The sequence below is a fragment of the Bradyrhizobium sp. UFLA06-06 genome (genome assembly GCF_054820065.1).
The window spans coordinates 26120-40715 of the sequence record NZ_JADFUD010000012.1 but is presented as its reverse complement, the minus strand read 5'-3'; the positions used below and the strand labels follow the sequence as shown (position 1 = coordinate 40715).

Below are 14596 nucleotides of genomic sequence, written 5' to 3'. Positions count from 1 at the left end.
TCCGCCGGCGCAATCGCACGGGGCTGTTGCATGATGGATGTCATCGTTCCGCCATCTGTCGCCGGCGGGACTGCGTGGCTGACTTGATCTCGACGAGCCTGCGTTGCCTTGAGGTGCCACGATGAACATAGAAAAATATACTGATCGCGTTCGCGGCTTCATTCAGTCGGCGCAATCACTCGCGATGCGCGAGGGGCATCAGCAGTTCTCGACGCTTCACATCCTGAAGGTGCTGCTCGACGACAATGAGGGCCTCGCGGCCGGCCTGATCGACCGTGCTGGCGGCAACTCGCGCGCGATCCTCAAGGCGACCGAAGACGCGCTGGCGAAGGTACCGAAGGTGAGCGGCGCCGGCTCGGGACAGATTTACCTGGCGCCGGAGACCGCGCGCGCCTTCGCGGCGGCAGAACAGGCCGCCGACAAGGCCGGCGACAGCTTTGTCTCGGTCGAACGCCTGCTGCAGGCCCTTGCGGCCGACAAGGACAGCGAAGCCGGCAAGCTGCTCGCCAAGGGCGGCGTCAATCCGCAGAACCTGAATGCGGCCATCAACGCGCTGCGCAAGGGCCGCACCGCCGACAGCGCGTCGGCCGAGAACGCCTATGACGCACTGAAGAAATATGCCCGCGACCTGACCCAGGCCGCGCGCGACGGCAAGCTCGACCCGGTGATCGGCCGCGACGAGGAGATTCGCCGCACCATCCAGGTGCTGTCGCGGCGGACCAAGAACAATCCTGTGCTGATCGGCGAGCCCGGTGTCGGCAAGACCGCGATCGTCGAAGGCCTGGCGCTGCGCATCCTCAATGGCGACGTGCCGGAAAGCCTGCAGGACAAGGCGCTGCTCGCGCTCGATCTCGGCGCGCTGATCGCCGGCGCAAAATATCGCGGCGAGTTCGAGGAGCGGCTCAAGGCGGTGCTGCAGGAAGTGACCTCGGCCGAGGGCGGCATCATCCTGTTCATCGACGAGATGCACACGCTGATCGGCGCCGGCAAGGGCGACGGCGCGATGGACGCATCCAACCTCCTGAAGCCCGCGCTCGCCCGCGGCGAGCTGCACTGCATCGGCGCCACCACGCTCGACGAATACCGCAAGCATGTCGAAAAGGATGCGGCGCTGGCGCGGCGTTTCCAGCCGGTGTTCGTCTCCGAGCCGACGGTCGAGGACACCATCTCGATCCTGCGCGGCCTCAAGGACAAATACGAGCAGCATCACGGCGTGCGCATCGCGGATTCGGCGCTGGTCGCCGCCGCCACGCTGTCGAACCGCTACATCACCGACCGCTTCCTGCCCGACAAGGCGATCGACCTGATGGACGAGGCGGCGGCGCGGCTGAAGATGCAGGTCGATTCCAAGCCGGAAGAACTCGATTCGCTCGACCGCGAGATCATCCGGCTCAAGATAGAGCAGGAAGCGCTGAAGAAGGAGACCGATCTCGGCTCCAAGAGCCGCCTGCAGACGCTCGAGAAGGATCTTGTCGACCTGGAAAAGAAGTCGGCGGACATGACATCGAAATGGCGGTCGGAAAAGAGCAAGCTCTCCGATGCGCAGAAGATGAAGGGCGAGCTCGAACAGTTGCGTACCGAGCTCGCCAATGCGCAGCGCAAAGGTGAATTCCAGAAGGCGGGCGAGCTGGCCTATGGCCGCATTCCCGAGCTCGAGAAGAAGCTTGCGGCTGTCGAGGCCAGCGAGACGTCGTCCGCCAGCGAAACCGTGACCGCCGACAATATCGCGCAGGTGGTCTCGCGTTGGACCGGCGTACCGGTCGACAAGATGCTGGAGGGCGAGAAGGACAAGCTGCTGCGCATGGAGGAGATGCTCGGCAAGCGCGTCGTCGGCCAGGCCGAGGCGGTCCGCGCGGTGTCGACCGCGGTCCGTCGCGCCCGCGCCGGCCTGCAGGACCCCAACCGGCCGATCGGCTCGTTCATGTTCTTAGGTCCAACCGGCGTCGGCAAGACCGAGCTTGCGAAAGCGCTTGCCGAATATCTGTTCGATGACGAGACCGCGATGATCCGCCTCGACATGTCCGAATACATGGAGAAGCACTCGGTCTCGCGGCTGATCGGCGCCCCTCCCGGCTATGTCGGCTATGACGAGGGCGGCGCCCTGACCGAAGCCGTGCGGCGGCGGCCTTATCAGGTGGTGCTGTTCGACGAGATCGAGAAGGCGCATCCCGACGTCTTCAACGTGCTGCTGCAGGTGCTCGACGACGGCCGCCTGACCGACGGCCAGGGCCGCACCGTCGATTTCCGCAACACGCTGATCATCATGACCTCGAACATCGGCGCCGAATACCTGGTCAACCAGCCGGAAGGCCAGAGCACAAGCGCGGTGCGCGAGCAGGTGATGAACATGGTACGCGCGCACTTCCGCCCGGAATTCCTCAACCGGATCGACGAGATCATCCTGTTTCACCGGCTGCAGAAGAGCGACATGGGCCGCGTCGTCGAGATCCAGTTCTCGCGGCTGCGCAGGCTGCTGGAGGATCGCAAGATCGAGCTGGAGCTCGATCCGAAGGCGCGCGACTGGCTGGCGGAGAAGGGCTGGGATCCGGCTTACGGCGCCCGGCCGCTGAAGCGGGTGATCCAGCGCAGCGTGCAGGATCCGCTGGCGGAGATGATCCTTTCCGGCGACGTGCGCGACGGCTCGGAGGTAAAGCTTTCGGCCACCAAGGCCGGCCTCACCTTCAACGGCAAGAAGCCGGAGAACGCGGCGGCGGACGAATTCGAACCGGTGTGAGACAGGCCGGATTGCCCACGACGCGTTGTCATCGCCGCGTCGTCTGCCAGCATCATATGCTAGCCGAATATACAAGCTGACCTGCAACCAGGGAGAGCGCCATGACGCAGCACCAGATCAAGGACAACATGGAGGTCATCGGCGCCGATGGCGTGCATGTCGGCACCGTCGATCACGTCGAGGGCAACCGCATCAAGCTGAAGAAAAGCGACAGCGACGGCTTCCACAAGGGCCATCACCACTTCATCGAGCTCGGCTTCGTGGCGGGTGTCGAAGGCTCCAAGGTTCGGCTCTCGGCCAACGCCGCGATTGCGGTGACGCTCGAGGAAGAGAAGTCCGGCAAGCCCGTCGATTGAGGCAGGCACCTCTGCAAGCGCGTGAACCATTCGAGCCCTTGTAAAGGCTCCACCGGCATGCTCCTCTGCCCCTGTCTGGACGCCGATCCGGCGTCCAGCGCTTGCCTTTTGTCCTCGTGGAAGTGCCGTTTTAGTCAAGGAGACCTGCGTGCCATCAGCCGTTCCGCAACCGGTCGCTGCGAAGCTGACGCGCGCGGCCATCTTCCTTGCGGTCACGCTCAAGCCCAATCCGGAATATGATGCGGTGGTGCGGTCGCTATGCGCCGACCTGGGCGCGCTCCTGCGCGCCGTGGGCTTCCGCGACCTCGAGGGCCGCCTGTCATGCGTCATGGGCATCGGCTCCGACGCATGGGACCGGCTGTTCGGTGCGCCGAAGCCGAAAGGTCTTCATCCGTTCCGCGAGATCAATGGCGTCCACCACGCCGTCGCAACGCCGGGCGACCTGCTGTTTCACATCCGCGCCGTGCCGATGGACCTGTGCTTCGAGCTCGCGACCCAGATCATGACGCGGCTCGGCGATGCGGTTGCGACCTCCGACGAGGTGCACGGCTTCAAATATTTCGACGAACGCGACCTGCTCGGCTTCGTCGACGGCACCGAGAATCCGGAAGACCAGGCGGCCACCGACGCCACCATCATCGGCGACGAGGACGCGGCGTTTGCCGGCGGCAGCTATGTGATCGTGCAAAAATACCTGCACGACCTGAAGAAGTGGAACGAGCTGCCGGTCGAGATGCAGGAAAAGATCATCGGCCGAACCAAACTGTCCGACATCGAGCTCGACGATGCGGTGAAGCCGAGCTACGCGCACAACGCGCTGACCACGATCGTCGAGAATGGCGAGGAGCTCGATATCGTCCGCGACAACATGCCGTTCGGCAATATCAGCAAGGGCGAGTTCGGCACCTATTTCATCGGCTATGCCAGGTCCCCGCACCGGATCGAGCAGATGCTGGAGAACATGTTCGTCGGCAAGCCGCCGGGCAATTACGACCGTTTGCTCGACTTCAGCCGCGCCGTGACCGGCATGCTGTTCTTCGTCCCGTCGGCGACCTTCCTGGAGGACGTCGCGAGCGAGGCGCCGGCACCCTCACCCGCCGAGCCCTCTCTGGATGACGCCGGGGCCGACGACACACCTGCACCAGGAATACCGCCGTCCGACGGCTCGCTCGGGATCGGCTCACTGAAAGGAGAGGCTGGACATGAATAATCTTCATCGGGGACTCGCCCCTATCTCGGACGCGGCATGGGCCCAGATCGAAGAGGAGGCCTCGCGCACGTTGAAGCGCCATCTGGCGGCGCGCCGTGTCGTCGACGTCGACGGTCCGAAGGGAACGGATTTCTCCGCGGTCGGCACCGGTCATCTCAAGAAGATTGCGGCGCCGGGCGACGGGGTCGAGGCGACGCAACGCGACGTCCAGGCGCTGGTCGAACTGCGCGTGCCGTTCGAGCTCTCGCGGCAGGCGATCGACGATGTCGAGCGCGGCGCGAATGATTCCGACTGGGATCCGCTCAAGGATGCCGCGCGCAAGATCGCATTCGCCGAGGATCGCGCGGTGTTCGACGGCTACGCGGCCGCCGGCATTCGGGGCATCCGTCAGGGCACCAGCAACCCGGTGCTGACGTTGCCGTCAAGCGTCAAGAACTATCCTGCCGTGGTCGCGCAGGCGGTCAGCCAGCTGCGGCTTGCCGGCGTCAACGGTCCCTATACGCTGCTGCTCGGCACCGAGCCCTATACCGCGATCGGCGGGGCGACCGACGACGGCTATCCGGTGCTGCAGCACATCCAGCGCCTGATCGACGGCAAGATCATCTGGGCGCCCGCGATCGAGGGCGGCGTGTTGCTCACCACCCGCGGCGGCGATTTCCAGCTCTCGATCGGCCAGGACCTTTCGATCGGCTATCTCAGCCACTCGGCGAAATCGGTTCAGCTGTATTTCCAGGAGACCATCACCTTCCTGATGCTGACGAGCGAGGCGTCAGTGGTGCTTGCGCCGGAGGCGAAGAAACCCGCCTAGTCTTACCGGCGTTGACTCATCCGGGAAGTCTCCGGCCGTGGCCGGAGCTTCCGTTGAACTTCAACGGAGAGGAGGCCCGCAATGGACTACGATCTCTACATCAATCCGAAGAAGACATCGATCGGTCTTTATGTCCGCAAGGGTGCGGGTCTTCCCGATCTTGCCGATGCCAAGGACTGGGTGTTCGACGGCACCTCGGCTCAGGCCAATCTGCCGCCGCAGCTCGTGAAGGAAATCGAGGCCAACGGCCACGCCTTTCGCGACATGGATTGAGCGCGTCTGCCGGCGTTATTTCTCACCAGTCTTCACCGGGGCGGTCTCGGGCATCAGGCTCATCGCCACGATGCCGACCGCCGCCGCGAGCAGGAGATACCAGGACGGCGCCAGCGGATCCCCTGACACGTGCAGCAGCCACGTGACCACGAGCTGCGCGGTGCCGCCGAACGTCGCGATGGCGACCGCGTAGATCGTGGCGAACACGCCGCCGCGAATGCTCTGCGGCAGCGCTTCGGTGAAGGCGGCATAGAACGCGGTGAACGGCAGCGATCCGATGAACGACAGGATGCCGAAGCCGAACAGAAGCGACCACGCACCGGGGTCCTGGACGATCCACAGGAAGGCCGGATAGGTCAGCACCAGCACGACCAGCTGCGGCCAGATCATGATCGGCTTGCGTCCGAGCCGGTCGGCGAGCCAGCCGCCCAGCACCGCGCCGATGATCTGCAGTCCGTTGCTGACCAGCGAGACCGTGAACGCCAGCGACGGCGACACATGCAGCGTGTTCTTGGCGTAGGTCGTCATGTATTGCGTCACATAGGTCGAGATCGTGCCGCTGGCCAGGATCATCACCGCCAGCACGATGACGCGAAGATGCCGGCGCGCCAGCGCCACATGGCTCGAGCGCTCGATTTGCCCGGCGGCGTGCTCGCCATGCGAGACCGTTTCCGGCAGCGTGCGGCGCATCCAGATGCCGAACGGCAGACAGACGGCCCCGAGCAGGAACGCGATGCGCCATCCATAGGCCTGCAGCATGTCGGGCGCCATCGCGCTGCTCAGGATGACACCGACAAGCGCGCCCACCGTCGCCGCGATCTCCTGGCTGGCCGGCTGCCAGGCGACCACGAGGCCGCGGTTCCTCGGTGCAGCGATCTCGATCAGATAGGCCGTGGTCGGCCCGACCTCGCCGCCGAGCGCGAACCCCTGCACCATCCGCGCCAGGATCACGATGATCGGCGCCACAATGCCGATCGCGGCATAGGAAGGCGTCAGCGCGATGGTCAGGATCGCGCCGCCCATCAGCGCGAAACTCAGCAGCATCGCCGGCCGCCGCCCGACCCGGTCGGAGAAGATGCCAAGCACGACGCCGCCGATCGGCCGCGTCAGGAAACCGGCGCCGAAGGTCGCAAGCGACAGCATGAGGCTGCCGTATTCGCTGTGCGCGGGGAAGAAGGTGCGCCCGATCTCGGTCGCAAAGAAGCTGTAGGTGATGAAGTCGTAGAACTCCAGCATGTTGCCGATGGTCGCGGCAAACGCTGCGCGCTTGACATCGAACTGTTCCCTGCTCGCAATCTCCGGCAACGCTCTCGGTTCCTTGTCTGCTTGTGCGAGCGGAGTATTATTCCTCCGACCATGTTAGGCAAGGCATGGAGAGCCGCGCGATCTGCATGTGACACAAGCGACAAGAGGAACAGATCCGATGCCAGCCGACAAACTCTTCATCAATGCCAGGCTCGGTGACGGCACCAGCCGCGATCTGCTGGTCCGTGGCGGCCGCATCGTTGCGATTGAGGCGAAAGGCGAACGGCCCAACGGGATCGAGATCGTCGATCTCGGCAATGCGCTGGTCGTGCCCGGCTTCGTCGAAGGCCACATCCATCTCGACACCAGTTTTTACGGCGATACCTGGCGGCCGCACCGTCCCTGCACCGACGGATTCGACGTCCATGAGCGGGTGGCGTTTCAGGCCGAGAACCTTGCCGCGGCCGCGCCGATGGACGTGCGCGCACGGAACCAGCTCGACCTCTGCATCGGGCACGGCACGACGCAGATGCGCAGTCACGTCATGGTCGACGGTTCGGTGGGGCTGAAGTCGCTGGAGACCATCCTCGGGGTTCGCGAGGAATACAGGGATTTGATCGATATCCAGCTCGTGGCGTTTCCCCAGAACGGCATCCTCACCAGCCCCGGCACGCCGCAACTGCTCGACGAGGCCATCAAGCTCGGCGCCAATGCCGTCGGCGGGCTGGATCCGGCAAGCTTCGACCGGGATGTCGAGGGCCATCTCGACGTCGTGTTCGGCGTAGCGCAAAAGCACGGCGTCGATGTCGATATCCATCTTCATGACGGCGGCATGCTTGGCGCCTTCGAGGTCGAGCAGATCGCGGCGCGCACGCGTGCGCTCGGCATGGAGGGCCGCGTCACCGTCAGCCACGCTTACGGGCTCGGCGACATTCCCGCCGATGCGCTGAAGAAGACCGCCGACAGTCTGGCGCGCTCGGGCGTGGCGATCATGACGAATGCGCCGGGCAGCCGGCCGTTCCCGCCCGTCGCGCCGTTGCGGAAAGCCGGCGTCACCGTGTTCAGCGGCAACGACAACATCCGCGACTCCTGGTGGCCCTTTGGCGACGGCGACATGCTGGGCCGTGCCATGATGATCGGATACCGCTCGGGTTTCTACACCGATGAGGAGCTCGCGATCGCGTTCGACATGATCACTACGGCCGGCGCCAAGGCGCTCAGGCTCGAGGACTACGGCCTGCATGCGGGGGCCAAGGCCGATTTCGTGACCCTGAACGCCGTGCATATCCAGGAGGCCGTGGTCGCGCGGCCGTCCGGGCGTTCCGTCTACAAGGGTGGCGTGCTCACCGCGCGGGACAATCGCGTCGTCAAGGCCGCCGGCCGATCCTGAATCGGACGCTGCGTCCAATCGAACGGCTTAGCGGACCGGAGGGATGATCGCGCGGAGGATGTCCGCCTTCCAGCGTTGCCGGGCGCCGTCGAATGCCGCAAAATCGTGGTCGAACTGCCAGTAAGCCCACGCCCAGCCATTGCGTTCCGCGCTTCTCGCCATGAACGACAGATACGTCGCGCGGCTCTCCGCGGGCGCGCGTTCATAGACACCGAACTCGCCCAGATAGATCGGGCGTTTCTCCTTCTCGGACCAGGACCGAATCTTGTCGAAATCGGCCGAGGCCCTGGCTTCGTCTTCCGCAGAGCCCCAGCGCAACGGACCGATCTTCGAGAAGGTCGGCGACCACGGCGCGCCCTGATGGGTGAATTGCAGCGGCAGGTAATAGTGGAAAGTGACGATCAGGTTTCGGTCGCCGGCCGGTAGCACCAGCTGATCGATCGGCAGCTCCTCGGTGTTCAGGATCGCGACCACGACATTGCGCTTCGGGTTGGTATCCCGGATGATGGCAAGACAATCGTGGAGCAGCGCATTCCATTCGGCCGAGGTCATGTTGCCGCCGGGCTCGTTCAGGATCTCGAACAACAGCGCCGGGTATTTCCCCGCATAGCGCGATGCGATCTGCCGCCAGAATGCCCTGAGCTTCACGCCGCATTCGGCCACGTCGCGTTGGCAGAGATCGGTGTCGTGCTCATCGAGGATCGGAACGAGCCTATTCGCCAGCACCTGCTCGATCACGGCATCGAGGCGCCGCAGGACGGCATCATCGAGGATGTTGCCGGAATCCATATGCCTGAAGCCGAAGAAATTGATCCGGACATGGGAAAAGCCGGCCCTGCGAATCGCGGCGAAGTTTTCCAGTCGGAACGGCGCGTTCTGGTAGCCTTCCCAGATGCCGTCATAGCCGAGAATATTGATGCCGCGCCCCAACACCGCGGCGTCCGGCGATGCCCCCTGCCCCGCGGCCTTCGCCGGTGCGATCAGCGAGACAGCAAGTGCCGCCGCCACCAGCATGACGAAGGCTCCTTGCAGAAGCAATCGGAACGCGGTCATGGCTGCTCCAACTCGCGCGGCTCTACGCGCGACGACGGCACCGGCCGGCAAATGGCGAGGAAGAAGGCGATCAGCAGCACCGACGTGAACATCGTCGAGCGAAGGAAGACCGTCTCGGTGAAATTGGTCTGGCAGTTGAGGAAGACGAACCCGATGATCAACGCGCAGTGCAGACGGTCGATCGCCCGCCCTGCGATCAGGCAGAGCACCTTGTAGGAAAACAGGAAGACGCTCGCCGTGAACAGGAAATAGCCGAAGAATCCGGTCTCGACGAGAATGGCGATATAGCCGTTGTGATAATTGTCGAGGACCCAGCCGTGGTTCTGGTTGAAATAGTCGTAGATCGCCGGATTGGTCCAGAATCCGTTGATGCCGAATCCGAACAGCGGCGCGTCATCGAAATGGCTGATGGCGTACTGCCAGATGAAGGTTCGCTCGGTGAAGTCGATCGTCGTGTCGAAGACATGGATCGAGTCGTAGCCGGTCGTGTAGAAATACAGGATCAATAGCGCTGCCGCGACGCACATGACACATGGCAGGATCGCGTAGACCTGCATGCACCGGACCGACCACAGGGAGGTGATCAGCAGCGCGCAGGCAACCAGCGACAGGGCGCCGGCGCCGCGCGACTCCGAGAGCATGACGCAGGTGGAGGCCAGCACGAACGTCACGAGGAACGGCAGCCATCCTTGTCCCGTTATCTTTCGATAACAGGCGAAGAACATGAGATAGGCGCCGGCGAAGCCGAGGGTTTGCTTCGACTCGAAGACACCCTGCCACTGCCCGTTGTGCATCCAGGTCTGATCGATCCCGATGTCCGGGAGGACCACCGCACAAAGCGCAGAGGCCGCGATCAGCACGAACAGGCCGCGGGTGGCCGATGTCACGATGTCGTCGATATCGACGCGGGTGATCATGCAGAACGCGCCAAGCGTCGTGATCGCGAGCGCTGCGGCCTTCATCAGGGCCGCCACGCCGAGGTTGGTCCACAACACGGAGATAGTGGCGAACGCATAGAACGCGACGATCACGAGCGTGTCGAGATTGAGGGCCAGCCGCAGGCACGGACGGATGAACAGGCTTGCGTAGATCAGGACGCCCCACATCAGCAGGGCGACGGCCTGCTGCACAAGGGTCAATTCGGTCGGAAGCAACGCGGCGTGGAAGGTCCCCATCGACATGATCACATTGATGGTGATCGACCAACCGACGACGGTCCTGGCGAAATTTTCCGCCCCGACACCGGGTGCCTGCCAGATCGATCCGTCGATCGCACGTCCGTCCATTCGGTTGTACTCCGCTCATGGAATGAGCCTGCTGCTCCGGTGGATCGGAGCGGCACATTGCACTCGTTAGAGGCGTCAGTCCTTCGCTGACGAGGATCGAGTGCGGTTGAACAGCAGATAGAGCGCGTGCGGATTGGTCGTCAGGTAGCGCCAGAACAGCCGCCGCGGCTCGAGCCACAGGCGCCAGGCCCATTCGAGACCTACGATCTGCATCCATCTCGGCGCACGCGGCCGCGAGCCGGACAGGAAGTTGAACAGCCCGCCCGAGGTCTTGATGACGCCGACATTGCCGAGCCGAGGCATGAATTCGTCGACGAAAGCCTGCTCATAGGGCACGCCGAGCGCGACCCAGAGGAAATCAGGCGCAAGGGCATTGATCTCGTCGACCTTGGCCCGCAGTGCGTCGCCGCGCAGATAGCCGTGCGAATGGCCGACGATCTTGAGTGCCGGATAGGCCCGGCGGACATTGGCAATGGCAGCCTTGTTCTCGGCTTCGTTGGCGCCGAACAGATAGAAGGTCAGCCCGATCTCTTCCGCCTTGCGTGCGACGTCGTGAAACAGATCCGTGGTCGCGACGCGCTCGGGAAGCGGATTCGGCGACCGGAGCTTGGACACCATGACCAGCGGTTGGCCGTCGGCATTGACCAGGTCGGCGGTACGGAACAGCCGGTCCGTCATCGGCTCGGTCGAGCAGCGCGACAGCACCTCGCCGTTGGCGGAGGTCAGATACAGCGGACGATTGGCACGCCGGCTCGGATACACCGCCTCGACCATGAACTCGGCGGTCTGCTCGCGATCGAGCACGGCGAGCCGCAGCCCACCGATGGTGGCCCGGGGAACACCGGCAGTCGCAGCCCTGCCGACTGGATTGATACGCCGCTCCCGCGCACCGTGTGGCAATGATCCGATCTGCGCCGGCGCCGAGGACATCTGCTCGGCCCGCGGTATGTCGCAAATCCGGACAGGTGGCGCAGCCATGTCCGAATTGAGACGCCGAGGCGGCTTGCGGTCGGCCTGCGGGAACGAAATTGTGTAGGAAGCGCGGGTTTTTTGGCTGTGACTCAGCATTTCGGCGGGACTCCAGGACTTGCGAGCCCTTAACTGCAATATCCGGTCCAGACCGTGTGCGATTATCTCACCACGGCCCGATTGAGCTGATCCTTAAAGGATTGTTAACGATGCTGATCCCTGGGACGCGGCCACGTTGAGTTGACGGCCGATCGCAGTCGATACGATGACGGCAACGGCTCGACCCAGCAACAATGTGCAAGGGTCGACGCATTGCGTTAATACAAATCGTATTCTGCCGCTGCCCGAGCCGATCGACCTTTGCTATAAGGGCGGCGTGCCGGATTCAATCGGCGCTTTGAAACTGTCGTTTTGTTTGGTCTCACATGAACAAGAATGATGACGCGTTCGATGTCAGCATCGACGACGCATTCGACTTCCTGTCTGAAGAGTACGTAAAGCTATTTGAAGGCTCGGACGCGACCGCCTTCCAACATCCGCTATGGCTGGACAGCCTTTACCGCAAGCTCGCTCCCGCCGCGTCGGCCAGACCGCTGGTCGTCGTCGTCCGCCATCGTGCGAACATGTCGCTTGCGGCCGTGCTGCCGATGCTGCGCGTGCGGCGCGGCCCGATGCGCACCATCGAATTCGCCGATCTCCGCGTGTCCGACTATTTGTCGCCGGTCTGCAGCATCGCGACCTTCACCGACCTGCTGCGAGACCAGCATGCCTGCGAAAGGCTTCGACAGCTGCTGCGGCCGTTCGACCTGCTGCGCATACCCAAGCTGCTCGATGCGAGGATGCCGATCGAGAATCTGCTCGGCGCGCCCCATCGCAGCCTGATGGATACCAATGCTTACGCGACGGTCCTGGTCGCGCCGTTCGAGCAATGGCAGATCAATGCATTGGGAAAGTCGTATCAGAAGGAGTTGGCAAAGAAACGGCGCCAGATCCACAAGAAGGGCACACTCACCTTCTCATGCTGCGACGACAGCGCTTCCATCGGCGAAGCCATGGAGACGATGAGAAAGTTTCGCGGACCGCGGTTTCACGAACAGGGTGATGGCGACCTGTTGCAGCGACCGGAGTATTTCGATTTCTACTCGAGCGTGGCGCTTCGCGGCATGGGCTCCTTTGCCCGGCTCTACGCCATGAAGATGGACGGCAGCGTCATCGCCACCGCGCTTGGGCTGGTCCACCGCGGCAGCGTCCTCGTCGTCATGACGGCGTTCGACATCGAGGGATACAAGAGCCAATCGATCGGCGCGCTGACATTCGAGAGCGTCGCCAGGGATTGCGTCGAGCGCGGCGACCGCGTGCTCGATTTCACCATCGGTGACGAGCCCTACAAGATGCAGTTCGGCGGTCAGCCGACGCCGATGTCGGCGGTGACGCAGGCCGGCAGTGCGGCCGGCTCGCTCGCGCTGTTTGCCTTGAAGCAGGCGCCCTGGATCAAGCAGGCCGCCAAGCGTGTGACTGACCTCAGGCCGGTCCGCACCTCGACCGGCACGCGCTAAAGCGCGATGAGATCGGCTCGAATCATCATCGCGCTGCAGCTCATTGTGAACATGATCTCGGCGCGACGACTCGCCTAGCGGAGCGCGCTGCGGACGCGCATCACCCATCCCGGATGAATCCGGTCCACCCGGTGGGTGATCATGCGGCGCAGGAAGTGCAGCTTCCGCCGCAAGTTCCAGCGCACACCGGTGTTCGACGTCAAGGCCTGGCGGAAGTTCGCCAATTGCAGCGAGTGCTGATCGGCGGCGAGCTTGTCCCGATCTGAATAGAACTGCGCAATCTTGTCCACGCCCATGCCGCCGGTCTCCAGCCAGCGCGGCACATAGTCCGTGCAAAGACGTTCGACGTCCACCAGCAGTCGGCCAACGCCGGTTCCCGCCGCGGGACAATTGGTCTGAAACGCATCGCCGATCAACACGACGCCCGGCTGCAGATGGCCCTCGGTCACAGTCAGATCCATGACCCAGTTCTGCACCTGGCCGACCACCTCGAAATCGCCGAGATAGGGCTGCAATCCCGGCATCAGGCGAAGCAGCGTCCGTCTGGTGTCGCGGCGCAGCTCGCGCATGATCGGATCGGTCGGGTCGCGGAACATGAACAGGTTCGCCCGCATGCCGCCCGACATCGGAAACAGGCTGAGATAGTCGACACCGTCAGCCGCCTCCTCGCCATAGCAGGTCAGCGCATCGAAATCGAACGGCGCGTTATCCGGCCGTGCGATCGTGAAGCCGAACGAGACCGAGTGGCACGCGGCAAGCATCTGCCGGCGCATTCCGAGACTGTGGCCGAGCATGTTCGTCATGCCGGTCGCCAGAATGACCAGACGCGAGACGACGCGCTTTCCGGAGACCAGCGTCAACTGCTGACGTTCCTCGCTGCAGCTGACATTGGTCACCTGGTCGAGCAGGAAGCTCGACGCATCGGGCGTCAGGCCGCGTGCCATGTTGACGAGGTTGGCATAGGAAATCCCGTAGGACCGGCCGACGCCAATATCGACCAGCTTGCCGCTCCTGATGTTGAGCACCCGGTCATAGGGCGCGGCGATGGCCTCGACGTCGTCGATGAAGCCGAGGCGGCGCAGGATATCGATCTGCCGTCCGGCGATCTTCTCGACGCGGAATTCGTCCGGCGGGATCGAACGCTTGTCGATCAGGATGACCCGGTACCCGGCCCGGGCGAGCACAGCCCTTGCAAGCGAGCCTGCCAAACCGGCTCCGACAATTGCGACGTCCGCTTCGATGACCTCGGCCTCGCAGGCCACGATCGGCTTGGTCGCACTTTTCTCGGCAATCATGTTTGTCCGCTCCGACGGCTAGAGCGTTTTCGAGCGAAGTGGATACCGGTTCGCGTGAAGAAAACGCGTCAAAACAAGAATCTAGAGCCCCGTTCCGATTCCATCGGAACGGGAAAAGCTCAAGTTGGCCGCAGAACTGCAATTTCCTTGCCTGCGGTGCCGCCTTGCCGATCGAGCACGGCGAGTTCCAGAATCGAGGTTAATGAAAACGTTTGGACCACGATCGGCGGTCTCTCGGCACATGGCTTGCACGACGGTCGGCCATGAAACTGAACCTTTGCAGGCTCCGCAGCAGGATGGCGAGGCAATTGTCAGGCGATCGAGCTGCGACAGATGGCGTTGACGCGGAAGCCCAGTCTCATGCGGCAAGGTCCGCGCCACTGGACCGGGCGCCGGAGGCAAATCCGACCTGCGCCGTTTG

The 14596-nt window shown here is 63.6% G+C and carries 12 protein-coding genes; 7 read left to right on the top strand and 5 right to left on the bottom strand.

Features of this window, described 5'->3' with window-relative positions:
- Positions 1-121 precede the first annotated feature (121 nt).
- The 5 genes from clpB to IF803_RS12945 all read left to right on the top strand — a co-directional run bounded on the left by clpB (position 122) and on the right by IF803_RS12945 (position 5381).
- Positions 122-2734 carry an ATP-dependent chaperone ClpB gene (gene clpB, locus IF803_RS12965; protein WP_461192389.1) on the top strand — a complete coding sequence of 871 codons (2613 nt, stop codon included), beginning with the start codon at positions 122-124 and terminating at the stop codon, positions 2732-2734.
- A 101-nt stretch (positions 2735-2835) separates the two neighbouring features.
- A complete protein-coding gene (locus IF803_RS12960) occupies positions 2836-3090 on the top strand; it encodes a DUF2171 domain-containing protein (protein WP_028343298.1) in 255 nt (84 codons plus the stop codon).
- 148 nt (positions 3091-3238) lie between these two features.
- On the top strand, positions 3239-4300 hold the full coding sequence (locus IF803_RS12955) for a Dyp-type peroxidase (protein ID WP_461192388.1): 1062 nt from the start codon (positions 3239-3241) through the stop codon (positions 4298-4300).
- A complete protein-coding gene (locus tag IF803_RS12950; RefSeq protein WP_028343300.1) occupies positions 4293-5108 on the top strand; it encodes a family 1 encapsulin nanocompartment shell protein in 816 nt (271 codons plus the stop codon). Before IF803_RS12955 ends, IF803_RS12950 begins: the two co-directional genes overlap by 8 nt.
- Before the next feature lie 81 nt (positions 5109-5189).
- Positions 5190-5381: a hypothetical protein gene (locus tag IF803_RS12945; RefSeq protein WP_461192387.1), complete on the top strand. Its 192-nt coding sequence runs from the start codon at positions 5190-5192 to the stop codon at positions 5379-5381.
- A gap of 15 nt (positions 5382-5396) precedes the next feature.
- Here the strand turns inward: IF803_RS12945 and IF803_RS12940 are convergent, their stop codons facing one another.
- Positions 5397-6686: an MFS transporter gene (locus IF803_RS12940; RefSeq protein ID WP_461192386.1), complete on the bottom strand. Its 1290-nt coding sequence runs from the start codon at positions 6684-6686 to the stop codon at positions 5397-5399.
- A gap of 118 nt (positions 6687-6804) precedes the next feature.
- Between IF803_RS12940 and IF803_RS12935 the strand changes: the two genes are divergently transcribed.
- A complete protein-coding gene (locus tag IF803_RS12935) occupies positions 6805-8016 on the top strand; it encodes an amidohydrolase family protein (RefSeq protein ID WP_304496826.1) in 1212 nt (403 codons plus the stop codon).
- Between the two features lie 27 nt (positions 8017-8043).
- Here IF803_RS12935 and IF803_RS12930 read toward each other — a convergent pair whose 3' ends face one another.
- The 3 genes from IF803_RS12930 to IF803_RS12920 form a co-directional block, all read right to left on the bottom strand.
- Positions 8044-9069, bottom strand: a complete 1026-nt coding sequence (locus IF803_RS12930; RefSeq protein WP_461192385.1) for a glycoside hydrolase family 5 protein — start codon at positions 9067-9069, stop codon at positions 8044-8046.
- Positions 9066-10355 (bottom strand): O-antigen ligase family protein, encoded by a 1290-nt coding sequence (locus tag IF803_RS12925; protein WP_461192384.1) that lies wholly within the window; start codon positions 10353-10355, stop codon positions 9066-9068. Before IF803_RS12925 ends, IF803_RS12930 begins: the two co-directional genes overlap by 4 nt.
- Before the next feature lie 75 nt (positions 10356-10430).
- Positions 10431-11285, bottom strand: a complete 855-nt coding sequence (locus IF803_RS12920) for a WecB/TagA/CpsF family glycosyltransferase (protein WP_461192464.1) — start codon at positions 11283-11285, stop codon at positions 10431-10433.
- Between the two features lie 464 nt (positions 11286-11749).
- Between IF803_RS12920 and IF803_RS12915 the strand changes: the two genes are divergently transcribed.
- Positions 11750-12880: a GNAT family N-acetyltransferase gene (locus tag IF803_RS12915; protein WP_461192383.1), complete on the top strand. Its 1131-nt coding sequence runs from the start codon at positions 11750-11752 to the stop codon at positions 12878-12880.
- Between the two features lie 74 nt (positions 12881-12954).
- On the opposite strand, the gene IF803_RS12910 is transcribed toward IF803_RS12915, so the two are convergent.
- Positions 12955-14175 carry an FAD-dependent oxidoreductase gene (locus IF803_RS12910; protein ID WP_461192382.1) on the bottom strand — a complete coding sequence of 407 codons (1221 nt, stop codon included), beginning with the start codon at positions 14173-14175 and terminating at the stop codon, positions 12955-12957.
- Positions 14176-14596: the final 421 nt, after the last annotated feature.